21 protein-coding genes and 1 pseudogene are annotated in these 24881 nt (G+C 65.4%); 17 read left to right on the top strand and 5 right to left on the bottom strand.

The window, feature by feature from the left end; all coding sequences use genetic code 11:
• Positions 1-4: 4 nt before the first annotated feature.
• The 4 genes from puuE to QHG62_RS14785 all read left to right on the top strand — a co-directional run bounded on the left by puuE (position 5) and on the right by QHG62_RS14785 (position 4992).
• On the top strand, positions 5-970 hold the full coding sequence (gene puuE, locus QHG62_RS14800) for an allantoinase PuuE (protein WP_281146400.1): 966 nt from the start codon (positions 5-7) through the stop codon (positions 968-970).
• 2 nt (positions 971-972) lie between these two features.
• On the top strand, positions 973-2751 hold the full coding sequence (gene uraD / locus QHG62_RS14795; RefSeq protein WP_281146399.1) for a 2-oxo-4-hydroxy-4-carboxy-5-ureidoimidazoline decarboxylase: 1779 nt from the start codon (positions 973-975) through the stop codon (positions 2749-2751).
• Between the two features lie 11 nt (positions 2752-2762).
• Entirely contained in the window at positions 2763-3989 is a 1227-nt protein-coding gene (locus QHG62_RS14790; protein WP_281146398.1) for a M20 family metallopeptidase, read from the top strand.
• Between the two features lie 97 nt (positions 3990-4086).
• A complete protein-coding gene (locus QHG62_RS14785; RefSeq protein WP_281146397.1) occupies positions 4087-4992 on the top strand; it encodes an alpha/beta fold hydrolase in 906 nt (301 codons plus the stop codon).
• Here QHG62_RS14785 and QHG62_RS14780 read toward each other — a convergent pair.
• Complete coding sequence (locus QHG62_RS14780) at positions 4955-6271, bottom strand: aminotransferase class V-fold PLP-dependent enzyme (RefSeq protein WP_281146396.1); 1317 nt, start codon at positions 6269-6271, stop codon at positions 4955-4957. The two genes, QHG62_RS14785 and QHG62_RS14780, sit on opposite strands and share 38 nt — an antisense overlap.
• Positions 6272-6273: 2 nt before the next feature.
• Entirely contained in the window at positions 6274-7167 is an 894-nt protein-coding gene (locus QHG62_RS14775) for an amino acid ABC transporter substrate-binding protein (RefSeq protein ID WP_281146395.1), read from the bottom strand.
• A gap of 145 nt (positions 7168-7312) precedes the next feature.
• Here QHG62_RS14775 and QHG62_RS14770 point away from each other — a divergent pair, with 145 nt between their 5' ends.
• The 6 genes from QHG62_RS14770 to QHG62_RS14745 all read left to right on the top strand — a co-directional run bounded on the left by QHG62_RS14770 (position 7313) and on the right by QHG62_RS14745 (position 13129).
• Complete coding sequence (locus QHG62_RS14770) at positions 7313-8257, top strand: LysR family transcriptional regulator (protein ID WP_281151656.1); 945 nt, start codon at positions 7313-7315, stop codon at positions 8255-8257.
• A 28-nt stretch (positions 8258-8285) separates the two neighbouring features.
• A complete protein-coding gene (locus QHG62_RS14765) occupies positions 8286-8756 on the top strand; it encodes an SET domain-containing protein (RefSeq protein ID WP_185868136.1) in 471 nt (156 codons plus the stop codon).
• Positions 8757-8855: 99 nt separating this feature from the next.
• Positions 8856-9605: a winged helix-turn-helix domain-containing protein gene (locus tag QHG62_RS14760; protein WP_281146394.1), complete on the top strand. Its 750-nt coding sequence runs from the start codon at positions 8856-8858 to the stop codon at positions 9603-9605.
• A 9-nt stretch (positions 9606-9614) separates the two neighbouring features.
• Positions 9615-11726 carry a PAS domain S-box protein gene (locus QHG62_RS14755; RefSeq protein ID WP_281146393.1) on the top strand — a complete coding sequence of 704 codons (2112 nt, stop codon included), beginning with the start codon at positions 9615-9617 and terminating at the stop codon, positions 11724-11726.
• Positions 11727-11864: 138 nt separating this feature from the next.
• Complete coding sequence (locus tag QHG62_RS14750; RefSeq protein WP_281146392.1) at positions 11865-12902, top strand: SDR family oxidoreductase; 1038 nt, start codon at positions 11865-11867, stop codon at positions 12900-12902.
• Entirely contained in the window at positions 12899-13129 is a 231-nt protein-coding gene (locus QHG62_RS14745; protein ID WP_281146391.1) for a hypothetical protein, read from the top strand. Before QHG62_RS14750 ends, QHG62_RS14745 begins: the two co-directional genes overlap by 4 nt.
• 52 nt (positions 13130-13181) lie before the next feature.
• Here QHG62_RS14745 and QHG62_RS14740 read toward each other — a convergent pair whose 3' ends face one another.
• Complete coding sequence (locus QHG62_RS14740; protein WP_281146390.1) at positions 13182-14135, bottom strand: GlxA family transcriptional regulator; 954 nt, start codon at positions 14133-14135, stop codon at positions 13182-13184.
• A 109-nt stretch (positions 14136-14244) separates the two neighbouring features.
• Here QHG62_RS14740 and QHG62_RS14735 point away from each other — a divergent pair, with 109 nt between their 5' ends.
• From QHG62_RS14735 to QHG62_RS14715, 5 genes are all read left to right on the top strand, one after another.
• A complete protein-coding gene (locus QHG62_RS14735; protein ID WP_281151654.1) occupies positions 14245-15243 on the top strand; it encodes an SLAC1 anion channel family protein in 999 nt (332 codons plus the stop codon).
• Between the two features lie 192 nt (positions 15244-15435).
• A complete protein-coding gene (locus QHG62_RS14730) occupies positions 15436-16926 on the top strand; it encodes an NCS1 family nucleobase:cation symporter-1 (RefSeq protein WP_281146389.1) in 1491 nt (496 codons plus the stop codon).
• Positions 16927-16955: 29 nt separating this feature from the next.
• Complete coding sequence (locus tag QHG62_RS14725) at positions 16956-17696, top strand: aspartate/glutamate racemase family protein (protein WP_281146388.1); 741 nt, start codon at positions 16956-16958, stop codon at positions 17694-17696.
• Positions 17697-17745: 49 nt separating this feature from the next.
• On the top strand, positions 17746-18501 hold the full coding sequence (locus tag QHG62_RS14720) for a GntR family transcriptional regulator (RefSeq protein WP_281146387.1): 756 nt from the start codon (positions 17746-17748) through the stop codon (positions 18499-18501).
• Positions 18502-18642: 141 nt separating this feature from the next.
• Positions 18643-20139, top strand: a complete 1497-nt coding sequence (locus tag QHG62_RS14715; RefSeq protein ID WP_281146386.1) for a nucleobase:cation symporter-2 family protein — start codon at positions 18643-18645, stop codon at positions 20137-20139.
• 7 nt (positions 20140-20146) lie between these two features.
• Here QHG62_RS14715 and QHG62_RS14710 read toward each other — a convergent pair whose 3' ends face one another.
• Positions 20147-21004, bottom strand: coding sequence for an aldo/keto reductase (locus QHG62_RS14710; RefSeq protein ID WP_281146385.1), 858 nt, complete (start codon positions 21002-21004; stop codon positions 20147-20149).
• A 296-nt stretch (positions 21005-21300) separates the two neighbouring features.
• Between QHG62_RS14710 and QHG62_RS14705 the strand changes: the two genes are divergently transcribed.
• On the top strand, positions 21301-21786 hold the full coding sequence (locus QHG62_RS14705; RefSeq protein ID WP_281146384.1) for a DUF305 domain-containing protein: 486 nt from the start codon (positions 21301-21303) through the stop codon (positions 21784-21786).
• A gap of 60 nt (positions 21787-21846) precedes the next feature.
• Here the strand turns inward: QHG62_RS14705 and katG are convergent.
• Positions 21847-24041, bottom strand: a pseudogene (katG, locus tag QHG62_RS14700) (catalase/peroxidase HPI).
• Positions 24042-24470: 429 nt separating this feature from the next.
• Here katG and QHG62_RS14695 point away from each other — a divergent pair.
• Positions 24471-24872, top strand: a complete 402-nt coding sequence (locus QHG62_RS14695; RefSeq protein WP_281146383.1) for a GreA/GreB family elongation factor — start codon at positions 24471-24473, stop codon at positions 24870-24872.
• Positions 24873-24881 lie beyond the last annotated feature (9 nt).

The following is a 24881-nucleotide window of genomic DNA, read 5'->3' as shown; positions in this document are numbered from 1 at the left end:
TTCCATGACCGTCTACGACACTACCCTGCCCTACCCGCGCGACCTCGTCGGCTACGGCCGCAACCCGCCGCATGCCCAGTGGCCCGGCGGCGCGCGCATTGCGGTGCAGTTCGTCCTCAACTATGAAGAGGGCGGCGAGAACGCCACGCTGCACGGCGACGCGGGCTCCGAGCAGTTCCTTTCCGAGATGTTCAACCCGGCGAGCTTTCCGGACCGACACATCAGCATGGAAGGCATCTACGAGTACGGCTCGCGCGCCGGCGTGTGGCGCATCCTGCGCGAGTTCGAAAAGCGCGGCCTGCCACTCACCGTGTTCGGCGTGGGCATGGCGCTCGAGCGCTACCCCGAGCTCACCGCCGCCTTCAAGGAACTCGGCCATGAAATCGCCTGCCACGGCTGGCGCTGGATTCACTACCAGAACCTGGACGAAGCCACCGAGCGCGAGCACATGCGCCTGGGCATGGAAGCCATCGAAAAGCTCACCGGCGAGCGCGCGCTCGGCTGGTACACCGGCCGCGACAGCCCGCGCACCCGCCGACTGGTGGCCGACTACGGCGGCTTCGAATACGACAGCGACTACTACGGCGACGACCTGCCCTTCTGGATGAAGGTGCAAAAGACCGACGGCACGGTGGTGCCGCAGCTCATCGTGCCCTACACGCTTGACTGCAACGACATGCGCTTCGCGCTGCCGCAGGGCTACTCGCATGCCGATCCGTTCTTCCAGTACATGAAGGACACGTTCGACGCCCTCTATGCCGAAGGCGACCCCGCCGGCGACAACAGCCCCAAGATGATGAGCATCGGCATGCACTGCCGGCTGCTCGGGCGGCCCGGCCGCATTACCGCGCTGCAGCGCTTTCTCGACCACATCGGCCAGCACGACCGCGTGTGGGTCTGCCGGCGCGTGGACATCGCGCGGCACTGGAAGCAGGCGCATCCCTTCGAATCTGCCGCCTCAGGAAGCTGACCATGAGCCTCACCATTGCCCAACTCAACGCGGCCGTACCGGCCGATGCCGTGGCCCTGCTCGACGGCATCTACGAGCATTCGCCCTGGATTGCGCAACGCGCGCTCGCCGCGCGCCCCTTCCGCTCGCTCGCGCACCTGAAGCATGCGCTGGTGCAGGCATTGGCCGCTTCGTCGGGCGACGAAAAGATCGGCCTCATTCGCGCCCACCCCGAGCTTGCGGGCAAGGCCATGGTCAGCAAGACGCTCACGGCCGAATCGACCAACGAGCAGAGCAAGGCCGGCCTGACCGACTGCACGCCCGAAGAGTTCGCAAAGATCCAGAAGCTCAATGCCGACTACAACGCGAAATTCGGCTTTCCCTTCATTCTTGCGGTGCGCGGGCCGCGCGGCACGGGTCTTTCGAAGCGCGAGATCATCGACACCTTCGAGCGCCGGTTGTTCAACCACCCTGAATTCGAGCTCGGCGAAGCGCTGCGCAACATTCACCGCATTGCCGAGATCCGCCTGGACGACAAGTTCGGCGCCGACATCTCGCTTGGCAACGACGTGTGGGACTGGCACGAAGCACTCTCGGCGCACACCGACCCGGGCTACGCCGAAAAAGGCCAGCTCACCGTGACCTACCTGACCGATGCGCACCGCGCCTGCGCGCAGCAGATTTCGAGCTGGATGCGCGATTGCGGCTTCGACTCCGTGCACATCGATGCGGTCGGCAACGTGGTCGGCCGCTACGAAGGCGCAACGCCCGATTCCAAGACCCTGCTCACCGGCTCGCACTACGACACCGTGCGCAACGGCGGCAAGTACGACGGGCGCCTGGGCATCTTCGTGCCGATGGCCTGCGTGCGCGAACTCAAGCGCCAGGGCAGGCGCCTGCCCTTCGCCTTCGAGGTGGTTGGCTTTGCGGAGGAAGAAGGCCAGCGGTACAAGGCCACCTTCCTGGGATCGGGCGCGCTCATCGGCCACTTCGATCCGCGCTGGCTCGACCAGAAGGACGCCGACGGCATCACCATGCGCGAAGCCATGAAGCACGCGGGCCTGGACGAAGCCGACATTCCGAAGATCCAGCGCGACCCGGCGCGATACCTCGGCTTTGTCGAAGTGCACATCGAGCAAGGCCCGGTGCTCACCGAGCTCGACCTGCCGCTGGGCATCGTCACGGCCATCAACGGCGGCGTGCGCTACGTGGGCGAGATCATCGGCACGGCGAGCCACGCGGGCACCACGCCCATGGACCGCCGCCGCGACGCGGCCGCCGCGGTAGCCGAACTCATTCTCTACACCGAGCAGCGCGCCGCAAAGGACGGAGATTCGGTCGGCACCGTGGGCATGCTCGAAGTGCCCAGCGGTTCGATCAACGTGGTGCCGGGGCTCTGCAAGTTCAGCCTCGACATGCGCGCGCCGAACAATGCGCAGCGCGATGCGCTGACCGACGATGTGCTGGCCGAACTCAAGGCCATCTGCGCACGCCGCGGCGTGCGCTACGAAATCGAGGAAAGCATGCGGGCCTCCGCCGCACCGAGCGCACCCGCTTGGCAACAGCGCTGGGAGAGGGCGGTCGATGCCCTCGGCATTCCGCTCTTCCGCATGCCCAGCGGCGCGGGCCACGACGCAATGAAGCTGCACGAGGTGATGCCGCAGGCCATGCTCTTCGTGCGCGGCATCAACTCGGGCATCAGCCACAACCCGCTCGAATCGAGCACCAACGACGACATTCAGCTAGCGGTCGAAGCCTTCCAGCATCTGCTGAACGACCTCGCCACCGAACAAGCTCACTGAAAAGAAAAGACATGACCGACTACGCCAAGCTCGACGCCTGGATCGACGCGCACTTCGACGAGGAAGTGCAGTTCCTGCAGCAACTGGTGCGCGTGCCCACCGACACCCCGCCCGGCAACAACGCGCCGCACGCCGAGCGCACGGCCGAGCTGCTGAGGGGCTTCGGCCTGGACGCCGAGAAGCACGCCGTGCCGGAGCAAGAGGTGAAGGACTATGGCCTCGAGTCGATCACCAACCTGATCGTTCGCCGCCCCTACGGCGCCGGCGGCCGCACCGTGGCCCTCAATGCACATGGCGACGTGGTGCCGCCCGGCGAAGGCTGGACGCACGACCCGTACGGCGGCGAAATTGCCGACGGCAGCCTTTACGGCCGCGCGGCCGCCGTGAGCAAGAGCGACTTCGCGAGCTTTACCTTCGCGCTGCGCGCGCTCGAAGCCGTGGCCAAGCCGACCAAGGGCAGCGTGGAACTGCACTTCACCTACGACGAAGAGTTCGGCGGCATCCTCGGCCCGGGCTGGCTGCTCAAGCAGGGGCTTACCAAGCCCGACCTGATGATCGCGGCCGGCTTCAGCTACGAAGTGGTCACCGCCCACAACGGCTGCCTGCAGATGGAAGTGACGGTGCACGGCAAGATGGCCCATGCGGCCATTCCGACCACCGGCGTCGATGCGCTGCAGGGCGCGGTGAAGATCCTCAATGCGCTCTACGCGCAGAACACGCTCTACCAGCAGGTGACGTCGAAGGTCGAGGGCATCACGCACCCATACCTCAACGTGGGGCGCATCGAAGGCGGCACCAACACCAACGTGGTGCCAGGCAAGGTGGTGTTCAAGCTCGACCGCCGCATGATCCCCGAAGAGAACCCGGTCGAGGTCGAAGCCACGATCCGCAAGGTGATTGCGGATGCGGCCGCGGAGAGCACCGGCATCACGGTCGAGATCAAGCGCCTGCTGCTCGCCAACTCGATGAAGCCGCTCGCGGGCAACAAGCCGCTGGTCGATGCGATCCAGAAGCATGGCCAGGACGTGTTCGGCGAGCCGATCAAGGCCATGGGCACGCCCCTCTACACCGACGTGCGCCTTTATGGCGAGGCAGGCATTCCGGGCGTGATCTACGGCGCCGGCCCGCGCACGGTGCTCGAATCGCATGCCAAGCGCAGCGATGAACGCGTGGTGCTCGAAGACCTGCGCCGCGCCACCAAGGTGATTGCGCGCACGCTGAGCGACCTGCTGGCCTGAGCCTCCGAGCGGACCGCCTGCCTGCGTTGCGGCCGTCCGACGCAGCGCGTCAGCGGCCACCTACACCCGTCGGCACTTAGCGGCGCAGCATGGAGGGATGACCGAACGCAGTTCCTCCATGCCCGCCGATGTCCATGCGGTCTCGCATCGCTTCATCGATGTCGACGGGATGCAGATCTTCTACCGCGAAGCCGGACCGCGCGATGCGCCGGTGCTGCTGCTTCCGCACGGCTATCCGTGTTCGTCTTTCCAGTACCGCCGGCTCATGCCCGCACTGGCCGACAAGTGGCGGCTGGTGGCGCCGGACTATCCTGGCTTTGGCCTGAGCGATACGCCGCCTGCCGACACCTTCGCTTTCGACTTCGATGCCTATGCGGGCTTTCTCGAGGCCTTCTGCGACAAACTGGAGATCGGCAGATACGGCCTGTACCTGCACGACTACGGTTCGCAAATCGGCCTGCGCCTGGGCATTCGGCGCCCTGAGCGCGTGGCCGCGCTCATCATCCAGAACGGCGACATCTACGAAGACACGCTCGGCCCCAAGTACAAGGCCATCCAGGAATTCTGGCGCGACCCGTCGGCCAAGAACCGGGCGGTGCTCGAAGAGGCGGTGAGCGAAGACGGCTTTCGCGCGGAGTTCGTTGGCGAGGTATCCGAAGCGCAGGCCGCGCAGATTCCGCCCGACCTGTGGAAGCTGCATTGGCCGCTGATGAACACGCCGCAGCGGCGGGAGGTTTCGCGCAAGCTGATGGAAGGCCTGAAACAGAATCTCGAGTGGTTTCCACGCTACCAGGCCTATCTGCGCGAACACCAGCCGCCCGCCCTCATCGTCTGGGGACCGAACGACGGCTACATGCCCGAGGCTTCCGCGCGTGCCTACCTGCGCGACATTCCGAAAGCCGAGCTGGTGCTGACCGACGGCGGGCACTGGCTGCTCGAGACCCACCTCGAGCAGGTGGTTCCGGTCATCCGGCGGTTCCTGTCCGCAGCCCTTTCGCGCTGAGGGCAATCTCCTGCGTGACGTGGAGAAACTTCTCCATGTCGGCCAGCGAGTTGCAGTGCAGCGGTGAGACGCGCACGGTGCCTTCGAGCCCGAACGAGTCGAGCATGCGCTTGGAGTAGATGCTGCTTGCCACGCGCTCGTACACCGTTACGCCTCGCTTGCCGTACTCGACCACGGCCTGCGTGCAGTCCAGGTGCTCGAAGCCGATGCCGATGATGAGGTCGCGTTTCGTCAGGTCCGGGTGATCGAGGAAGACCTTCACGCCTTCGATATTGCGCAGGCCCGTGATGTCGCCGCTGCCGTCGAGCAGCGCCGCGAGCAGCGCCCGCTCGTGCAACTCGATGTGCGCGATGCCGGCTTCGAACAGCGCCCGCCGCTCGGCAGCATTCGAAAAATGGCCGCCGAGCCAGCACACGTAGTCGACGATTTCGGTGACCACCGCAAACTGCCACGGCGCCGAGCTGCCCAGGTCCCAGAAGTCGGGCTTCTTGCCTGCCAGCTTGTGATGTGGCAGCAGCGCCGCGCGGTCCGACACCCATGACAAGCCCGAGCCCCGGCAACCGAAGAACTTGTACGGTGCCATGTTGATGCCGTCCACCGGCGTCTTCTGCAGGTCGATGAGCCCGTGCGGCGCATGCTGCACGGCGTCCACCACGATGTAGAGATCGGGCTTGATCTCCCTCGCGCGTCGCACGATCTGCTCCAGGTCGAGCTTGGCGCCCGAGATGTTCGATGCGTAGATGACGTTGAGCAGGCAGGTTTCCTTGTCCACCAGCCGCACGATCTCGTCGGCATCGACGCCGCCGGTCTCGGGGTTGCTCCGGGCCACCCGCAGCTCGCGGCCGGCCCTTTGCGCATAGAGGCTCATCGCGTCGAACGACGAGGGATGCTCCAGCACGGTGGTGACCATGTTCGTGCCCGGCACGTTCTCGGCCACCGCGCGCACCATGTCGAACATGGCGCCCGACGCGGTCAACGACGCATACACACTGCCGCCGCGCGCGTTGAAGATGGTGCGCAGGTCGTCCGTGCCGCGAGCCTGGATCTGCTGCAGTTCGACGGCCGCGGCGTGAATGCGCTCCGCGTTGTCGGGAATGGCATCGACCTGCGCGAAGCGCTCGACCGCCGCCTTCAGCCGGAACGAGCCGCCCGCGTTGTCGAAGTAGAGGCGCTCGCGCCCATGGTGGTCGTGGTCGACGTTGAGAAAGCGCTGCTTCACCGCGCGCATGAGCGCTTCGGGAAACGCCAGCCCGTTGGCGTGGTGTGTGGTTGCCGGCATCCTCAAACGCCCTTGTTGTTCGGGTTCTTGTAGGCCTCGCGCACCGCATCGGACATCGGGAAATTGAGGTTCACGTTGCGCGGCGGAATGGGTGACATGAACCACTTGGCGTAGAGCTTGTCGATGGCACCCGACTTCATCATCTCGGTCACCGTCTGGTCGACGATGGCCTTGAACTCGGGGTCGTCCTTGCGCATCATGATGCCGTAGGGCTCTTGCCGCAGCACGTCCTTCAGCAGCTTGTAGTCGGAGGCATTGGGCTGGTTGGCAATGAGGCCGGCGAGCTGCACGTCGTCGAGCACGTAGGCCACGGCGCGGTCGCTCGCCAGCAGCAGGAAGGCGTCGGCCGTGTCCTTGCCCGCGATCTCCTGCACCTCGATGTTCTCGGTCTTGCGGAAGCCGCGCAGCAGCTGCATCGAGGTGCTGCCGGCAACGGTGGCCACGCTCTTGCCCTGCAGGTCGGCAATCGAGTTGATGCCCGAGTTCTTCTTGACCGCGGCGGTGATGTTGGTGACGAAGTGGCTCGGCGCAAAGTCGACCTGCTGCTGGCGCTGCACCGTGTTGGTGGTGGTCGCGCAGTCGAGGTCGACCGTGCCGTTCTGCACCAGCGGAATACGGTTGGTTGAATTGAGCAACGTGTAGCGCACCTCGATCTTCTGCATGCCCAGCTTGGCCTTGATGGCGTCGACCACCTTCAGGCAGATTTCGTTGGTGAAGCCGATGGGCGCGCTTTCCGCACCCGTCTTGTAGGAGAACGGAATCTGCGTGTCGCGGCTGCCGATCTGCACGGTGCCGCTTTCCTTGATCTTGCGCAGCGTCGGGCTTTCTTGCGCCGCCGCGGCACCGCAGGCCAGCGCGATGCCGGCGCCAAGCACGAGGGACAGTTTGAAGTTCATGGAATGTTCCTTTGAAGATGAAGCAGGAAGTACACGGAGCAGCACGGTGCGAATCTTCAGCTCGGGTTCAAATTTCCAAAAGCGATTTTTTGTGATTGAATTACATGAATAAAAGTATTCATTTCAGGAGCCACGGCGCATCGTGATGACCTTCAAGCAGCTCGAGGCCCTGTACTGGATCGCCAAGCTCGGCGGCTTTGCGCAAGCCGCCAACCAGCTTCACACCTCGCAATCGGCCGTGTCCAAGCGGGTGCATGAACTCGAGCTGCTGTTCGACACCGAGCTTTTCGACCGCACCCAGCGCACCGCGCGGCTGACCGAAAAAGGCGAAGAGATGTTCGTTCTCGCGTCCAGGCTGCTCGAACAGCGCGATGCCGCCGTCGAGCAGTTCAGCAAGCCGGGCGTGGTGGAGCGGCGGCTGCGCATAGGCGTGACGGAGCTCACCGCAATGACCTGGCTGCCCCGGCTGGTCGGGCTGATCCAGCAGCACTACCCCAAGGTCATTCTCGAGCCCGACGTGGACGACAGCCTGCAGCTGCGCGACAAGCTGCTGTCGGACGAACTCGACCTGGTGATCGTGCCCGACACGTTTGCCGATTCGCGCATGCAGAGCAAGGCCATCGGCAAGGTGCAGAGCGCCTGGATGTGCAAGCCGGGCGTGGTGGCCGCCGCCGGCACCGTGCGGCTGCACGAACTCGCGCGGCACCGCATGCTGGTGCAAGGCAGCAACTCGGGCACGGGCCGCGCCTATGACGCCTGGATGAAGGACCAGGGCGTGCAGCCGTCCGACACCATCGTGGTGAGCAACCTCGTGGCGCTGACCGGGCTCACGGTGTCGGGCCTGGGCGTGAGCTACCTGCCGCGCCAGTGCCTCGACCCGCTCGTTTCAGCCGGCATGCTCGCCGTGATCGACGTGGCACCCGCCCTGCCTGCGGTGCACTACGTGGCCATGCACAAGGGCGAGCACCGCAGCGCGCTCACCTCGTCGATCGTGATGCTGGCACAGGAGTGCTGCGACTTCACGCGCATGTTCCAGGCCCAAGCCGATGAAGAACACGATAAAAACCGCGAGGAAGAACGCAAGCAATGAGCAAGGTGGCTGGTGCACACTTGGGCCCATGAAACGCCGCAAGCAAACCTCGTCCACGCCGTTCATCCGCGTCGGGCCCAGCGGAGTGCACGGGCTCGGCGCCTTTGCAACGCGCGACTTGCCCGCCTACGCATTCCTCGGGCTCTACGAAGGCCGCCGCTACACGCAGCAGGAAATCGCCGCCGGCGCGTGGAACGACCAGCTCACCTACCTGTTCACCCTCTCCAACCACGAGACCATCGACGGCGGCAAGGGCGGCAACGGCACGCGCCACCTCAATCATGCCTGCGACCCCAACTGCGAGGCCGTCGAAGAGTACGACGACGCGGGCGAGCTGGTGCTGAAGTTCCAGACCATCGTGCCGGTGGATGCGGGCGACGAGCTGTTCATCGACTATTCCCTGACCGCCGACGACGGTTCGCCGGCCTCCAAATACCCTTGCCATTGCGGCTCGCCCAACTGCCGCGGCACCATGCTGGCCCCGGTCGAGGCGGAGTGACCGCACGCTGATCCGTTCACTTGGCGGCGGGGCGTGCTACGCTTGTGCGGCCCCCAACAATGCCATGGCACTCGCGCCGCAAAAGCGAGCTTTCCACGAATGAAATCCGCCTTTCACATCGCGGTCCTCGACGACGAAGTCGACATCACCCAGCTGCTGGCCAACTATCTTCAAAGCCACGGCTTTCGCGTGACCCAGCTGCACAACGGCGCCTCGCTCATGAAGCTGATGGGCAGCGACCCGGCCGACCTCGTCCTGCTCGACCTGGGCCTGCCCGGCGAAGACGGCTTTTCCATTGCCCGCCGCATGCGCGAAAACTGGCGCTGCGGGCTCGTCATCGTCACCGGCCGCGGCGATGCGGTGGACAAGGTCGTCGGCCTGGAGGTGGGCGCCGACGACTACGTGACCAAGCCCTTCGACCTGCGCGAACTGGTGGCACGGGTCAAGGCCGTGCTCAGGCGGCTGGCGCCCGACGATGCCGTTCCTGCCGCAACTGCCTCACCGGCACCGGCCGCCGCGGTTGCCACGCCGGATCGGTTGCGCTTCGCAGGCTGGCAGCTCGACCTTGCCGCGCGCAGCCTTGCCAACCCAGAAGGGCAAGCCGTGCCCCTTACCGGCGGCGAGTTCGACCTGCTGCGCGCATTTGCCCGGCACCCCGGCCGCGTGCTGTCGCGCGACTTCCTGCTCGAGCAGACGCGCGGGCGCGAAGCCGCTCCGTTCGACCGCACCATCGACGTGCAGGTCGGCCGGCTGCGCAAGAAGATCGAAGCCGACCCGGACGATCCGCAGATCATCAAGTCGGTGCGGGGCGCGGGCTACATCCTGGTTCCGCCGGTGAACCAAGGCTGAGCCGAGCGCATGGCCGACTCTTCTTTGCCCAAGGCTGCCGAGCCGGCGATTGCCGCCTTGCAGGGGCTGCCTTCGGGCATCGAAGAGAGCAGCGTCTTCCGCTCGCTCTTCATCGCCTATCCCGATGCGCTGCTGCTCGTCGACCAGGCCGGCGGCATCGTGCTGGCCAACCCTTCCGCAGCCAATCTGCTGGGCTATGCGGTGGGCGAACTGGTGGGGCTGAATGTCGACGCCCTGGTGCCCGACAGCATCCGTCCGCGCCACGCCGCCTACCGCGAGGCCTATGGCCGGGCTCCGCGCGCGCGGCCCATGGGCACGCAGATGGAACTGGTGGCCAAGCGCAAGGACGGTAGCGAGGTGATGGTGGAGATCGCGCTCAGTCCGCTGCAAAGCCATGGCTTGCCGTTCGTGGTTGCCGCCATCCGCGACATCGGCGCCTACCCGCGTGTGAAGCAGGCGCTGCAGCGGGCGCGCTACAGCGACTACCTTGCTCAGCTGGGCCGCCTGGCGGTCGACACGCGCGACCCGCAGGTGATGCTCGACCACGTGCCCACCATCGCGGCGGAAGCGCTCGAGGTGGAGGTGGCCATGGTGCTGCTGCTGGAAAGCAGCCGACTCGACTTCCGCGTGGCAAGCGGCGTGGGCCTGGTGCCCGGCGAAGAAATTGGCGCGCGCATTGCGAGCCACGCCAACACGCCGCCCGGCTTCGTGTATGCCGAAGCGCAGCCCGTGGCGGTGCCCGACTACGGCAAGGAGCGTCGCTTTGCGGTGCCGCAGGCCTACCTCGATGCCGGCCTGGTGAGCGCATTGGCCGTGCCCTTCTACGACCGGGGGCGCTTCATCGGCGTGTTGACGGTGCACTCGCGGCAGGCCAAGCGCTTCGGCGACGAGGAGTTGCGGTTTCTGGAATCGCTCTCCAACCTGCTGGCCACCAGCCTGCAGCGGGTGCAGACCGAAGAGGCGCTCAGCCACGCCCAGCGGCTCGAAAGCGTCGGCCAGCTCACGGGCGGCATTGCGCACGACTTCAACAACCTGCTCACCGTCATCCAGGGCAACCTGCAAGTGCTCGAAGAACTGCCCGCCATTGCGCAGGACGGCTATGCGCAGCAGTTGGTGGGGGCCGCGGCACGGGCCTCGCGGCGCGGCGCCGAGCTCACGGGCAAGCTGCTGGCGTTTTCGCGCCGGCAGATGCTGCAGCCCAATGCCGTGGACACGCATGCCATGCTGCATTCGCTGGCCGACATGCTGCGGCGCACGCTCGACCAGCGCATCGGCATCGTGATCGACGCGGCGCCGGATTGCCCGGCCGTGCTGGCCGACCCGGGCCAGCTCGAATCGGCTCTGTTGAACATTGCCATCAACGCGCGCGATGCCATGCCGGAGGGCGGCACGTTGCGCTTTGGCGCCGAAGCCTGTGGCGCCATGCCCCAGGAGGTGCTCAACGAGCTCGGCGACATCGGCGAGCACGGCAGCTTTGTTGCAATTTCTGTAGCCGACAGCGGCACCGGAATGACCGAGGAAGTGAAGGAGCGCGCGTTCGAGCCCTTCTTCACCACCAAGGAAGCCGGCCGGGGCACCGGCCTTGGCCTGAGCACGGTCTATGGCTTCGTGAAGCAGTCCAAGGGCGCCATTGCCATTGACACGCGCCCCGGCGCGGGCACCACCGTGACGCTCTACCTTCCCCAGTTGTACGATGCCGCGCCGCCCGCCGCGCCGGACGACGACGGCGAACAGTCGCTGCTCGAGGGCCTGCGCGTCATGTTGGTCGAAGACGATGCCGAAGTGCGCAAGGTGGTCTACACGTTTCTCACCACGCTTGGCTGCAGCGTGGTGACGGCGGAAAACGCCGAACAGGCCCTTGTGCAGATGGATTCGGATGCCGGCGGATTCGATGTGCTGCTGAGCGACATCGCATTGGGTCCCGGCATGCGCGGAACGCGGCTTGCCGCCGAGGCGCAGCAGAGGTTTCCGCAACTCGCGATTCTGCTGATGTCGGGCTTCTCGTCGGAGTTGCTCGACGCCGACCGTGAAGCGCCGCCAAGCTGGGAGCTGCTGCGCAAACCCTACTCCCGCGCCGAACTCGCGCGCGCCCTGGCCCGGGTGCTTGCCGCGCGACCCTGACCTGCCGGGAGGCTTTCACGGCGAACGCCAGGCAACGCCGTGGGCATTGTCCGACGCACGGATGCGCGAGCCTCGCGCGCACGGCGCCAGCCAGAAGACGAAAGGTGGGGCCTTCACCACCGATCGCAGGAGCCTTCCGTGTCCCCACTCTCCGCAGCGAAACCTTCGCCTTCGAGCCACCCATCCGGGCCTGCCGACGCCACGCCGAGCAAGCTGCACCAGGTGGTGGTACTCACCGGGGCTTCCAGCGGCATCGGCCGTGCCACCGCCCTTGCGTTTGCCGCACAGGGAGCCTCGCTCGTGCTGGCTGCCCGCAACCACGAAGCGTTGCAGTCGGTGGCCGATGAATGCGCGCAGGCTGGTGCACGCACGCTGGTGGTTGCTACCGACGTGACCGATCCCGCGGCAATGTCCGCCCTTGCGCAGGCGGCCATCGATCACTTCGGCCACGTGGACATGTGGATCAACAACGTGGGCGTCGGCGCGGTGGGACGGTTCGAAGACACCCCGCTCGAGTCGCACAGGCGCGTGGTCGAGGCCAACCTGCTCGGCCACATGCACGGTGCGTACGCCATCGTTCCCCACTTTCGCGCGCGTGGCGGCGGCACGCTGGTCAACATGATCTCGTTGGGCGGCTGGGTTGCCACGCCCTTTGCCACGGCCTACACCGCCAGCAAGTTCGGCATTCGCGGCTTTTCGGAATCGCTGCGCGCGGAGTTTTCGGATTGCCCGGGCATCCACGTCTGCGAGGTGTTTCCAACGTTTGTGGATTCGCCCGGCATGTCGCATGGTGCGAACTACAGCGGGCACCGTGTCGCGCCGCCTCCGCCGGTCGTCGACCCGCGCCGCGTGGCCAATGCGCTGGTGGCGCTGGCCACCCGGCCGCGAGCGCGGACCTACATCGGCGCACCCGCACGGCCGGGCATCCTGATGCATGCGCTCGCGCCCAACCTCATGGCGCGCGTGCTCGGGTGGGCGGGCGCCGTGGCCATGCGCCGAGCCGCACCGGCCGGGCACACAGACGGCAACCTGTTCGAGCCTTCGCGCGGCTGCGCCATCGATGGCGGCTTTCGGCACAAGGCGCAGCCCGCGGGCGCCCTATGGCTCGGCCTTGGTGCGCTTGCTGCCGTGGCCGGAGCCGTCTACCTGTCAAGCAACGCAAGGAGCACACGATGAAGAAATCATCCACCCCCGATCCCGCGGCAGGCGGCGAGCGCGTGCAGGCGCCCGATGCAGTGAACGGCGAAGAGCCGGCCATCGGCAACCGCGGCGCGCAAAGCCTCAAGGAAGGAATGAAAAAAGCCGCGGGCCGTGACACCGCAGCCCCGGACGCCGACAGCGAAGACACGTTGAAGCGCCGCGCCGCCCGCGGCACGCCGCGTGAAAACGATGCGGGTGCCTGAGACCCGGCGAGACGATCCGGCCCCGACTCTTTCACAGCAACCGCGAAAATTCTCATTTCGCGAAACGCCGTCGATACTCCACGAGGCTCACTCCGAGGCGGCGGCTGAACGCCCGCCGAAAGCCATCCACGTTGGCATAGCCGACCTCGTCGGCCAATCGCTTGGCCGGTAGATCCGACTCTTCGGCCAGCCGCCGGGCCGCGTCTATCCGGGCGTTCTCGACAAACTCTGCCGGTGTGGTGCCGGCCTCAGCCCGGAAGATCCGCGCGAAGCTGCGTTCGCTCATGCCTGCGCGGGCCGACAGCGCGGGCACCGACAGGTCTTCCTTCAGATGCGAGAGCACGTGATCCTGCACCTGGCGCACGCTCGAGCGTTCAGAGGTCTGGGCAGCCAGATGGGCGCTGAACTGGCTCTGGCCGCCGGGGCGCTTCAGGAACATCACCAACTCGCGCGCCACCCGCAGCGCAAGCTCGCGTCCATGGTCCTCCTCCACCATTGCGAGCGCGAGGTCCATGCCGGCGGTCACGCCGGCGGAAGTGAACAGATTGCCGTCCTTTACGTAGATGGCGTCCGGCTCGACGCACGCGTGCGGGTAGGCCGCCGCCAAGCGCGCGGTGGAGTTCCAGTGCGTGGCCACCCGTTTGCCGTCCAGCAGCCCGGCGGCCGCGAGCACGAAGGCGCCGCTGCATACGGAGCCATAGCGCCGCACGGTACGCGACTGCCGCCTGAGCCACTTGTGCAGCATCGCGTCTTCGGCCATCCCGTCGATGTCCGGACTGCCCGCCACAAGCAAGGTGTCGATCGGCCCACGGTGAGTGCCGACCGTCGCATCGACCGCGAGCCGCACTCCGCTGCTGCTCTTCAGCACGCCCGCTTCGGTGCCGATCACCTGCACCTGGTAGGCGCGCGGTTGCCCCAGTTGCCGCGCCGCCTCGGCGAACACGTCGGCGGGACCGGCCACGTCGAGCAACTGGACACGGGGAAAGGCAAGGATCGCGACACGCATGGCAGTGAAGGCACAGTCATTGGCAGAAAACGTCATGCCGCGCCGGACGCGGCGCGGTCAGTTTGGCAGAAACTATCCACATCTGCAAATTCTGCCAAATGAGACCGCCATGCACGACAACTCCATCTCGCCGCCTCTCGCGGTTTTCCATCCTGCCGGCGAGGCTTCGCTGCGCAACCTCCCGGTCAATCTGTTCGGATCGGTAATGGGCCTGTCGGGCCTTGCACTGGCTTGGCGGCTGGCGCACGAAAGCCTTGCCGTGCCGGCGTTCATCGGCGAAGCCATCGGGTTCTTCTCGATTGGCGTCTTCGTGCTCCTGGGGCTGGCCTACGCGGCGAAGCTGGCGATGCACCCGCAGGCAGTGCGCGCGGAATTCCTCCACCCCATATCGGGTAACTTCTTCGGCACCATCGCCATCTCGATGCTGCTGGTGTCGGCGGTGATTGGCCCGCACAGCACGGTTGCCGCGCACGTGCTACGGACCTTGGGGGCCATTGCGACCTTCGTGCTGGGTTTTGTGGTGGTCTCCCGGCTTCTCAACGGACAGGTGGATGCATCCCATGCCGTGCCGGCCTGGCTCATCCCGGGAGTCGCCACGCTCGACATTGCCGTGACGGCGGGGCGTGACCAGCCGCTGGCATGGGCGGCGGAGCTCAACCTGCTGGCAATGGCCGTGGGAGCGGTGTTTGCCCTCGTGCTGCTCGTGCTCATCATTGGCCGGCTGGTGCACCAAGCCCCGCTCGCCCCGGCAATGACGCCCTCGCTGATGATTCTTGTCGCGCCCTTTGCCGTCGGCTTTCTCGCGTACACCAACACAATGGGAAGCATCGACCGCTTCGCCGCCCTGCTCTTCTACTTTGCGCTCTTCATGTTCGCCGTGATTGCGCCCAAGGTCTTCCGTCGGAGCATCAAGTTTTCACCGGGCTGGTGGGCAATCAGCTTTCCGATGGCCGCGCTGGCAAACGCGGCGCTCAAGTATGCGCAATTGCGTGCAACCACGCCGCTGTGGGCCATTGCGATCCTGCTGCTTGGGGTGCTTAGCCTGGTGCTTTTGGTGCTCACCGTGCGAACCGTGCGCATCGCGCTCAACGGGAAGCTGCTTAGCTGAGCCGCACGCCCTTTCCTCGCTTCCGATGGCTGCCGGCCGCCGGCCGCGTCTCAGGGAATCTACGGATATATGATTTGCCGGATGGGGTTGATTGCACACCGTTTTTGTATACAAATAACGCACCCGATACCCGGCGCGGAGTTTGCGCCGGACAAGCGGTCCCTCAATCCATCATTCGCACGAGGAAAGACCATGAGCACAGTTGTCAGCCAGGCCCCTGTGGGGGCGAGCGAAGCCGGCCATGCATCGCACGCCGAATCCAACGCGCTGACCAAGCCGGGCTACCACCCGCGGCTGACCAACGAAGACCTGGCCCCTCTCAGGAAGCAGACCTGGAGCCAATACAACATCTTTGCGTTCTGGATGTCCGACGTGCACAGCGTGGGCGGCTACATCACGGCCGGCAGCCTGTTTGCGCTGGGCCTTTCCAGCTGGCAGGTGCTGGTTTCACTCCTGGTGGGCATCGTGATCGTGCAGTTCTTCTGCAACCTGGTGGCCAAGCCGAGCCAGGTGACGGGCGTGCCCTACCCCGTGGTGTGCCGTGCGTCCTTCGGCGTACTGGGCGCGAACATTCCGGCCATCATCCGCGGGCTGATCGCGGTGGCCTGGTACGGCGTGCAAACTTACCTTGCGTCGGCGGCCTTCATGGTGCTGGCGCTGCACATGTTTCCCAACCTCGCGCCCTACGCCGACGTGGCGCAGCACGGCTTTGCGGGGCTGTCGACCCTGGGCTGGGTGGCGTTCATGATCATGTGGGTGCTGCAGGCCTTCGTGTTCTGGCACGGCATGGAAGCCATCCGCAAGTTCATCGACTGGGCCGGCCCGGCGGTGTACGTGGTAATGGCCGTTCTGTGCGGCTGGCTGGTGTGGAAGGCGGGCTGGAGCAACATCGACCTGAACCTGGGCGGCGTCAAGTTCCAGGGCTGGGACGCGCTGCCGGTGATGCTCTCGGCCATTGCGCTGGTGGTGAGCTACTTCAGCGGCCCGATGCTCAACTTTGGCGACTTCTCGCGCTACGGCAAGAGCTTCGATGCGGTGAAGAAGGGCAACTTCTGGGGCCTGCCGATCAACTTCGTGTTCTTCTCCCTGCTGACGGTGATCACCACCGCCGCCACGCTGCCCGTATTTGGCGAGCTCATCACTGATCCGGTGCACACCGTGGGCAAGATCGACAGCACCACGGCCGTGGTGCTGGGTGCGCTGACCTTCATGATCGCGACCATCGGCATCAACATTGTTGCCAACTTCGTCTCGCCGGCGTTCGACTTTTCCAACGTGGCGCCGCAGCACATCAGCTGGCGCACGGGCGGCATGATCGCCGCGGTGGGCTCGGTGTTTCTCACGCCGTGGAACCTCTACAACAGCCCCGAGGTCATTCACTACACGCTGGACGTGCTGGGCTCGTTCATCGGCCCGCTGTTCGGCATCTTGATTGCCGACTACTACATCGTGCGCAAGCAGCGCATCGACGTGGACGCGCTCTACACGATGAGCCCGAAGGGCGAGTATTGGTATAGCGGCGGCTACAACCCGAAGGCCATACAAGCTGTGATCCCGTCGGCATTGGTGCCCATTCTTTGCGTGATGGTGCCCGCGCTGCGAGGTGGCGCGAACTATGCATGGTTCATTGGCATGGGGCTGGGCTTTGTCATCTATGCCCTGCTGAACCGCAACAAGAGTTGAAATGCTGAAAGAGAAGAAAGGGCCGCGCCGTGCGCATCAAGATCATCAACCCCAACACCACCTGGAGCATGACCGAGAAGATCGGCGCCTGCGCCCGTGCGGTGGCGCAGCCCGGTACTGAAATTGTCGCGGTCAGCCCGGCCATGGGGCCGGTCTCCATCGAAAGCCACTACGACGAGGCGCTGGCCGTGCCGGGCCTGCTGCAGGAAATTGCGGCCGGTGAGCGCGACGGGATCGACGGCTACGTGATCGCCTGCTTCGGCGACCCGGGCCTGAAGGCCGCACGCGAACTGGCGCGCGGCCCGGTCGTGGGTATTGCCGAGGCCGCCATGCACCTGGCCAGCATGGTGGGCAGCCGCTTCAGCGTGGTGACCACGCTCGGCCGCACCATGGGGCAGGCCTGGCACCTGGCCGAGATCTACGGCATGGAGCGCTTTTGTGCCAACGTGCGAGCCTGCGAACTGCCGGTGCTCGAACTCGAAGAGCCCGGCTCCAATGCACGCGAGCGCATTGTCGACGAATGCCGGCGCGCGCTGGAGGAAGACGGCTCCGACTGCATCGTGCTTGGCTGCGCAGGCATGACCGACCTGTGCGAACACATCGGCGGGCTACTGGGCGTGCCGGTGATCGACGGCGTGGCCGCGGGCACCAAGCTCATCGAATCGCTGGTAGCACTGAAGCTGCACACCAGCAAGCGCGGCGAGCTGGCGCACCCACTGCCCAAGACCATGAAGGGCGCACTCGAAGGCTTTACGCTGGCTGCGCGATAGTACGAATGCTGCGAGCGCGGCAGCCATCCTGCTGAGCCACAATCCCGGCATGCCCCGCGCCAGTCCCAAATCTTCCGCCCTCCCTGCCACCGCCGCTCCGGCCGAGAGCGGCCCCGCCGTCACCGACAAAGGCAGCTCCATCGAGAGCATTGCGCAGGACATCGCCACCGCCATCGTGGAAAAGCGCCTGCCTCCCGGTACCTGGCTGCGCGAAGAGGCACTGGGCCGCGTCTATTCGGTGAGCCGCACAAAAATTCGAGCTGCGCTGCTCATGCTGTCGAAAGACAAGCTCATCGAGATCATCCCCGACAAGGGTGCGTTCGTGTGCCAGCCCACGGTGCAAGAAGCACGCGAGGTGTTCGCGGTGCGCCGCATCCTCGAAAGCGAAGTGGTGCGCCTTTTCATTGCCAATGCTCGGCCGCGCGACTACCAGGTGCTGGAGCAGCACATCCGCTTCGAGCGAACCGCATTGCGCCAGACCACCACCACGGGCACCGTGCGTGAAAAGGTGCTGGGCGATTTTCATGTGGCACTGGCCGAGGCCACGGGCAACAAGACCTTGGCCGAACTGGTGCGCGAACTGGTGGCGCGCAGTTCGCTGATCGCGATGCTCTACCACTCGTCGAACGACCCGCACTGCTCGTCGGACGAGCATTCCGAGTTCTTGCGCATCTGCCGCAAGGGCGACGCGGAAGGCGCCGTGGCCTGCATGACTGGCCACCTGGAGCGCATCGAGGCCAGCCTGGCGCTGGGCACCGAAAAGCCCGACCGGCAGCTCGACCTGGTGAAGGCGCTGCTCGCCTAGAAAGCAAGCCGCCGCGATGCGGGTTTTCCTGCATCCAGATTGCGGCATAAATTGTATACAGTTTGGCGTACACACATTGTGGACGCCACGCACCGCCGCGCCGCCCACGCATGTTCCCCTTGCTTCGCCAGGAGATACACGATGACGGCCGAGACCTCTTCCCCTGTTCACACAGTTCATCCGGTGGACCAGCGGCTGCCTTCCGGCAAGCTCGCGGCGCTCGGTCTTCAGCATGTGCTGGTGATGTATGCGGGCGCCGTCGCGGTGCCGCTCATCGTGGGCCGTGCGCTCAAGCTCTCACCCGACGAGGTCGCGCTGCTGATCTCAGCCGACCTGTTCTGCTGCGGCATCGCCACGCTGATCCAGGCGCTCGGCGCCACGCAGTGGTTCGGCATCAAGCTGCCGGTAATGATGGGCGTGACCTTCGCATCGGTTGCGCCCATGGTGGCCATTGCCAATGCCAACCCCGGACAGAACGGCGCGCAGCTGCTGTTTGGCGCAATCATTGGCGCGGGCGTGGTGTCGATACTGATCGCGCCGCTGGTGAGCCGCATGCTGCGCTTTTTTCCGCCGGTGGTCACGGGCACCATCATTGCCGTGATCGGCATCAGCCTGATGCGCGTGGGCATCAACTGGATCTTCGGCAATCCGGTGGGACCGACGGCGCCCGCATTGGTAGACCCGGTGTACGCCAAGTGGCTCGCGGAGGTTACTTCGCCGGGCAGTTCGATTCCGGCGGTGCCCAAGGGCTTTGCCATCATGCCCACTGTGCCCAACCCCAAGTACGCGGACCTGTCGGGCTTCGGCGTGGCTGCGCTGGTGCTCGTGTCCATCCTGCTGATCGTGAAGTACGCCAAGGGCTTCATCGCCAACATCTCGGTGCTGCTGGGCATCGTGATCGGTGCGGTGGTGGCCTCCGTCACGGGCCTCATGACCTACGAGAAAGTGGGCAAGGCTGCCTGGGTGGACGTGGTGCTGCCGTTTCACTTCGGCATGCCGCAGTTCGACCCGATCCTGATCCTCACGATGACGCTCATCATGATCGTGGTGATGATCGAGTCGACCGGCATGTTTCTCGCGCTTGGCGAAATGACCGACCGCAAGATCTCGCAGAAGGACCTTGCCAAGGGCCTGCGCACTGACGGCCTGGGCACGCTCATCGGCGGCATTTTCAACACCTTTCCGTACACCAGCTTTTCGCAGAACGTGGGGCTGGTGGCCGTCACGGGCATCAAGAGCCGCTATGTCTGCGTGGCGGGCGGCGTGATCCTGGTGGTGCTCGGGCTGCTGCAGAAGATGGCGGCGCTGATCGAGTCGCTGCCCACGGTGGTGCTTGGCGGCGCGGGGCTGGTGATGTTCGGCATGGTGGCCGCCACCGGCATCCGCATTCTTTCGGGCGTGGATTTCAAGGGCAACCGGCACAACGCGATGATCGTCGCCGTGTCGATCGGCATCGGGATGATTCCGCTCATTGCACCCAACTTCAAGCAGTGGATGCCGCATGCGATCCACTCGCTCGTCGAATCGGGCATTCTGCTGGCGTCGATGAGTGCTGTGCTGCTGAACCTGTTCCTCAATGGCGCCAGGCACGACGAGCAGGCGGTGATTGCCGCGGCCAAGCAGGCCGAAGCGCACTAGCCGTCGTTCAGATCATTGCGAGAGGCGCCTTGCGCCGGGGCGGCGGGTGGAGGCTGTCAAGCTCGGCGAGCGTTGCCGCGTCGAGTTCGAGGTTGGCGGCAGCAAGGTTCTCCTGCAGATGGGCGCTGCGCACCGCCTTCGGAATCGCAACCACGCCGGGCCTCGCGATCACGGCTGCAAGGGCGAGCTGCGCAGCGGTCACGCCAAGGCGCGCGGCCAGCGCTCCCAGCGCCTTGTCGGAAGCCAGCGCGCCCTGGTCGATCGGGCTGTAGGCCATCAGCGGCATGCCGCGTTCGCGCAGCCAGGGCAACAGGCTGAACTCAGGGCCGCGTTCACCCAGCGAAAGGTAGACCTGGTTGGCCGCGCAGCCAGGGCCTGGGCCCACGGCCTGCGCGAGTTCCTCCATATCCTCCGTGTCGAAATTGCTCACGCCCCAGTGGCCGATGCGCCCCTTGGCGACCAGCGCCTGCATCGCATCGGCCGTTTCGCGCAATGAATGGCTGCCGCGCCAGTGCAGCAGGTAGAGGTCGATCGTGTCGAGCCCCAGGCGCTTCAGGCTGCGTTCGCAGGCCTCCGGCGTGCCGCGGCGGCTTGCGTTGTGCGGGTAGACCTTGCTGACGATGAAGAGTTCGTCGCGCCGCACGTCGCCGGCGCGCAGCGCCTCTGCCAGGGCCTGGCCAAGCACCGTTTCGGCTCCGCCCTCCCCGTACATCTCGGCGGTGTCGATCAGCCGGTAGCCCATGGTGATGGCGTCGCGCACCGCGGCCACTTCCGCCGCGCGGCGGTTCGCCGCCTCGCCCATGCGCCAGGTGCCGAGGCCGAGCACCGGAATGTCGCGGGCATTGGAGAGAGGGAGTGTTCGCATGGCCAAATCGTAGCGGGTCGCATGCCCAAGGCAAGACTGTCGGTGTCGGGCCAATTCCTACACGGCTTCAGCATCCCGCTGACAGAAGCCGCGACGCCAACGGCGCAGTCTGGTTTCGGACGTGGTGAGTTCCTCTGGGTCCGGACAGTGCTTTTTGTGAAATTTGAGCAAGCACGATGTACCCGCAGCCAGACATGCCGGCGGACAAGCCAATGAGCCGCGCTCGTGGGCCAAAGCGCATGACATGAAAAGCACACCACGCCCTTCGCCCGTTCCGCCATCACAAGGAGAACCCAATGGGCCACCAAGACCCTGCCTCCCGGCACGGGGGCACGCACCACTACATGATGTTCGCGCTGAACATGCTGCTCAGCCTCGTCGTCATGTACTTCGTCATGTTTTCGATGATCGACGGGTGGGGCGACTTTCGCAACAACCTCAACATGTTCTACATGGCGCTCACCATGGTTGCGCCCATGGGCATCATCATGCTTGCGACGATGCGCGGGATGTACCGCAACAAGGCGATCAATGGCGTGCTGTATGCCGCGCTTGCCATCCTCTTCGTCGCCGCGCTTGCCGGCACCCGTGAGCAGGGCGTGATCGGGGACAAGCAGTTCGTCGCCTCCATGGTGCCCCACCACTCCGGCGCCATCCTCATGTGCCGCGAGGCCAGCCTGAAAGACGCCGAGCTGATCAAATTGTGCGGTCAGATCTCGAGCTCTCAGCGCAGCGAGATCGAGCAGATGAACGCGATCCGGAAAAGACTGGGAGCCACGTAGCCGGGCCGGGGCCACTTTGCACTGAACCGCGCGCGGCAATTGCAGCCGCGCGCGATCGGATCACTTGAGGTCGAAGCGATCGAGGTTCATCACCTTGGCCCATGCGGCCACGAAGTCTTTCACGAAGAGCTTCTGCGAGTCGCTCGCGCCATAGGCTTCGGCAAGCGCACGCAACTGCGAGTTGGAACCGAAGACGAGATCGACCACGGTCCCGGTCCACTTGAGCTCTCCTGTCTTCCGGTCGCGGCCTTCGAGCAAGCCCTTGGCCGTCGCAGACTTCTTCCACCCGGTGTTCATGTCGAGCAGGTTCACGAAGAAGTCGTTGCAGAGGGTCTCCGGACGCTGGGTGAAGACTCCGTTCCGCGACTGCCCGAAATTCGCGCCCAGCGCGCGAAGGCCGCCGACCAGAACCGTCATCTCGGGAGCGCTCAAGGTCAGCAACTGCGCCTTGTCGAGCAGCAGCACAGCGGCCGTTGCCTCGAGGCCCTTGCGCAGGTAGTTGCGGAACCCGTCGGCCTTCGGCTCCAGGGCTTCGAAAGAGGCGACGTCGGTCTGCTCTTGCGAAGCGTCCATGCGGCCCGGCGAGAAAGGCACCGCCACATCCTGGCCGGCCTTTTTGGCGGCAGCCTCGACCGCCGCGTTGCCCGCCAGCACGATCAGGTCGGCAAGTGAAATCTTCTTGCCGCCGGACTGTGCGCCGTTGAAATCCTTTTGAATGCCTTCGAGCGTTGCGAGCACCTTTGCCAATTGGGCGGGCTGGTTGGCCTCCCAGTCCTTTTGGGGAGCGAGGCGAATGCGCGCGCCGTTGGCGCCACCGCGCTTGTCGCTGCCGCGGAAGGTCGAGGCCGATGCCCAGGCGGTACCCACGAGTTCGCCAATGCCCAGGCCCGAGGCGAGCACCTTGGCCTTCAGCGCCGCAATGTCCTCGTCGTCGATCAGCGGATGGTTCACGGCGGGAATCGGGTCTTGCCAGATCAATTCTTCCTTCGGCACCAGCGGGCCGAGGTATCGCGGACGCGGCCCCATGTCGCGGTGGGTCAGCTTGAACCAGGCACGGGCGAACGCATCGGCGAACTCCTGCGGATTGGCCATGTAGCGGCGCGAGATCTTCTCGTAGGCCGGGTCCATGCGCATGGCCATGTCCGCGGTGGACATCATGGGGGCATGGCGCTTGCGGGGTCGTGCGCGTCAGGCACTGTGCCCGCACCGGCGTCGCCCTTCGGCTTCCACTGATGGGCACCGGCAGGGCTCTTGGTGAGTTCCCACTCGTAGCCGAACAGCGTCTCGAAGTAGCTGTTGTCCCATTTGGTGGGCGTGGGAGTCCAGGCGCCTTCCAGTCCGCTGGTGATCGCATGCACACCCACGCCGCTTTCGTAGGTGCTCTTCCAGCCGAGGCCCAGGTCTTCGATATCGGCACCTTCGGGTTCCACGCCCACGTGGCTTGCGACGCCTGCGCCGTGGGTCTTGCCGAAGGTGTGGCCGCCGGCGGTCAGCGCCACGGTTTCTTCGTCGTTCATGGCCATGCGCGCAAAGGTCTCGCGAATGTCGCGGGCCGAGCCGAGCGGATCGGGGTTGCCGTTGGGCCCTTCGGGGTTCACATAGATCAGGCCCATCTGCACGGCAGCGAGCGGGTTGGCGAGATCGCGATCGCCGCTGTAGCGCTCGTCTGCGAGCCACTTGCCTTCCGGCCCCCAGTAGATGTCTTCTTCCGGCTCCCAGATGTCGGCGCGGCCACCGGCAAAGCCGAATGTCTTGAAGCCCATGGATTCCAGCGCCACGTTGCCTGTCAAGACCAGCAGGTCGGCCCAGGAAAGCTTGCGGCCGTATTTCTGCTTGATGGGCCACAGCAGCCGCCGCGCCTTATCGAGATTGCCGTTGTCCGGCCAGCTGTTGAGCGGCGCAAAACGCTGCGCGCCAGTGCCTGCGCCGCCGCGGCCGTCGCCGATGCGGTAGGTGCCCGCGGCATGCCAGGCCATGCGGATGAACAAAGGGCCGTAGTGGCCGTAGTCGGCCGGCCACCAATCCTGCGAATCGGTCATCAGGGCGTGGAGGTCCTGGATCACCGCGTCGAGGTCGAGGCTCTTGAACTCTTCCGCGTAGTCGAACGCCTCGTCCATAGGACTGGACTTGGCAGTGTGCTGGTGCAGGAGCTTCAGGTCCAGCTGGTTGGGCCACCAGCCTGTATTTGCAGGAGCACCCGAAAAACTGTGTGTGCGCGCATGGCCCGGAAACGGGCATTTGTTTTCTTCGGACAAGGGGTTCTCCTTGGTTGTTGATCTGGCTTGGGCAGTCTAGGTTTGTATTTCTCTTCCACCAATTCAATTGATCGTATTTCATGAATAGCGTTCAGCTATGAACCATGCTTTCTTCTCATGAACGCCGTTGGGGTTCAATCTGGCAAGAACCCCGGGGGCATTGCTTGCCCGGCCATAGCAAGCCCAATAGACTGGGAACCATGCCGATCGCGTATTTCGTCTCGACCCATGCTCGCACTGCCGCGCCGCGCGCTGCAGCGGAGCTTGCGCGCGCGGGCTCGAAGGCGGGCCGCAGGAACCTGCCCGCACATCTCTAGGCCCGGCGGTCCGCTTTCTTCCTCTTCAGCGCAACCATTCACCGCCGGGCACAAGCCCCGCGCGTTCGCGGCCATCGTCCTTCGGACGAGTCCGCAAGAATGGAGTGCGTCAATGCATGCAACGATCCACGGCGAGCGCACGCTCACCGATCTCGACTTCGCCCGCCTGAGCAAGCTGCCGGAGCACCAACTGCCGCCCGCCCTTGCGGAGCTTCTTGACTGCGCCGAGGTGACCAGCTCGAGGGCCGTGCCCGGGAACGTCGTAACGATGAACTCGCGGCTCGAAACCGTCGATCTGCTGACCCGCCGGCGGCAGACGCTGACAGTCTGCTACCCCGCAGACGCGGAACCGGCAGTGGGCCTCATCTCCGTGCTGTCACCGGTCGGAAACAGCCTGCTCGGCCTGAAGGTGGGCGATACGGCCAGGTGGCTGGCTCCGAATGGAGAGGCGTGCGCGGCCGAAATCGCGGCAATTCTCTTCCAGCCAGAAGCGACCGGCGACTACGCCACGTAGGCGCCCTGC

The organism is Variovorax paradoxus, from assembly GCF_029919115.1.
In the GTDB taxonomy this organism is placed as follows: Bacteria; Pseudomonadota; Gammaproteobacteria; order Burkholderiales; family Burkholderiaceae_C; genus Variovorax; species Variovorax paradoxus_O.
Note: the sequence above shows the minus strand (reverse complement) of the source record. Positions and strands in the feature narration are given on the sequence as shown.

Excerpts from the sequence above, each read along its gene's own strand:
- uraD (WP_281146399.1), top strand. The coding sequence starts at position 973 with ATGAGCCTCACCATTGCCCAACTCAACGCGGCCGTACCGGCCGATGCC.
- QHG62_RS14790 (WP_281146398.1), top strand. The coding sequence starts at position 2,763 with ATGACCGACTACGCCAAGCTCGACGCCTGGATCGACGCGCACTTCGAC.
- QHG62_RS14745 (WP_281146391.1), top strand. The coding sequence starts at position 12,899 with ATGAAGAAATCATCCACCCCCGATCCCGCGGCAGGCGGCGAGCGCGTG.
- puuE (WP_281146400.1), top strand. The coding sequence starts at position 5 with ATGACCGTCTACGACACTACCCTGCCCTACCCGCGCGACCTCGTCGGC.
- QHG62_RS14705 (WP_281146384.1), top strand. The coding sequence starts at position 21,301 with ATGGGCCACCAAGACCCTGCCTCCCGGCACGGGGGCACGCACCACTAC.
- QHG62_RS14755 (WP_281146393.1), top strand. The coding sequence starts at position 9,615 with ATGGCCGACTCTTCTTTGCCCAAGGCTGCCGAGCCGGCGATTGCCGCC.
- QHG62_RS14735 (WP_281151654.1), top strand. The coding sequence starts at position 14,245 with ATGCACGACAACTCCATCTCGCCGCCTCTCGCGGTTTTCCATCCTGCC.
- QHG62_RS14720 (WP_281146387.1), top strand. The coding sequence starts at position 17,746 with ATGCCCCGCGCCAGTCCCAAATCTTCCGCCCTCCCTGCCACCGCCGCT.
- QHG62_RS14780 (WP_281146396.1), bottom strand. The coding sequence starts at position 6,271 with ATGCCGGCAACCACACACCACGCCAACGGGCTGGCGTTTCCCGAAGCG.
- QHG62_RS14770 (WP_281151656.1), top strand. The coding sequence starts at position 7,313 with ATGACCTTCAAGCAGCTCGAGGCCCTGTACTGGATCGCCAAGCTCGGC.
- QHG62_RS14775 (WP_281146395.1), bottom strand. The coding sequence starts at position 7,167 with ATGAACTTCAAACTGTCCCTCGTGCTTGGCGCCGGCATCGCGCTGGCC.
- QHG62_RS14760 (WP_281146394.1), top strand. The coding sequence starts at position 8,856 with ATGAAATCCGCCTTTCACATCGCGGTCCTCGACGACGAAGTCGACATC.
- QHG62_RS14730 (WP_281146389.1), top strand. The coding sequence starts at position 15,436 with ATGAGCACAGTTGTCAGCCAGGCCCCTGTGGGGGCGAGCGAAGCCGGC.
- QHG62_RS14710 (WP_281146385.1), bottom strand. The coding sequence starts at position 21,004 with ATGCGAACACTCCCTCTCTCCAATGCCCGCGACATTCCGGTGCTCGGC.
- QHG62_RS14740 (WP_281146390.1), bottom strand. The coding sequence starts at position 14,135 with ATGCGTGTCGCGATCCTTGCCTTTCCCCGTGTCCAGTTGCTCGACGTG.
- QHG62_RS14785 (WP_281146397.1), top strand. The coding sequence starts at position 4,087 with ATGACCGAACGCAGTTCCTCCATGCCCGCCGATGTCCATGCGGTCTCG.
- QHG62_RS14695 (WP_281146383.1), top strand. The coding sequence starts at position 24,471 with ATGCATGCAACGATCCACGGCGAGCGCACGCTCACCGATCTCGACTTC.
- QHG62_RS14715 (WP_281146386.1), top strand. The coding sequence starts at position 18,643 with ATGACGGCCGAGACCTCTTCCCCTGTTCACACAGTTCATCCGGTGGAC.
- QHG62_RS14765 (WP_185868136.1), top strand. The coding sequence starts at position 8,286 with ATGAAACGCCGCAAGCAAACCTCGTCCACGCCGTTCATCCGCGTCGGG.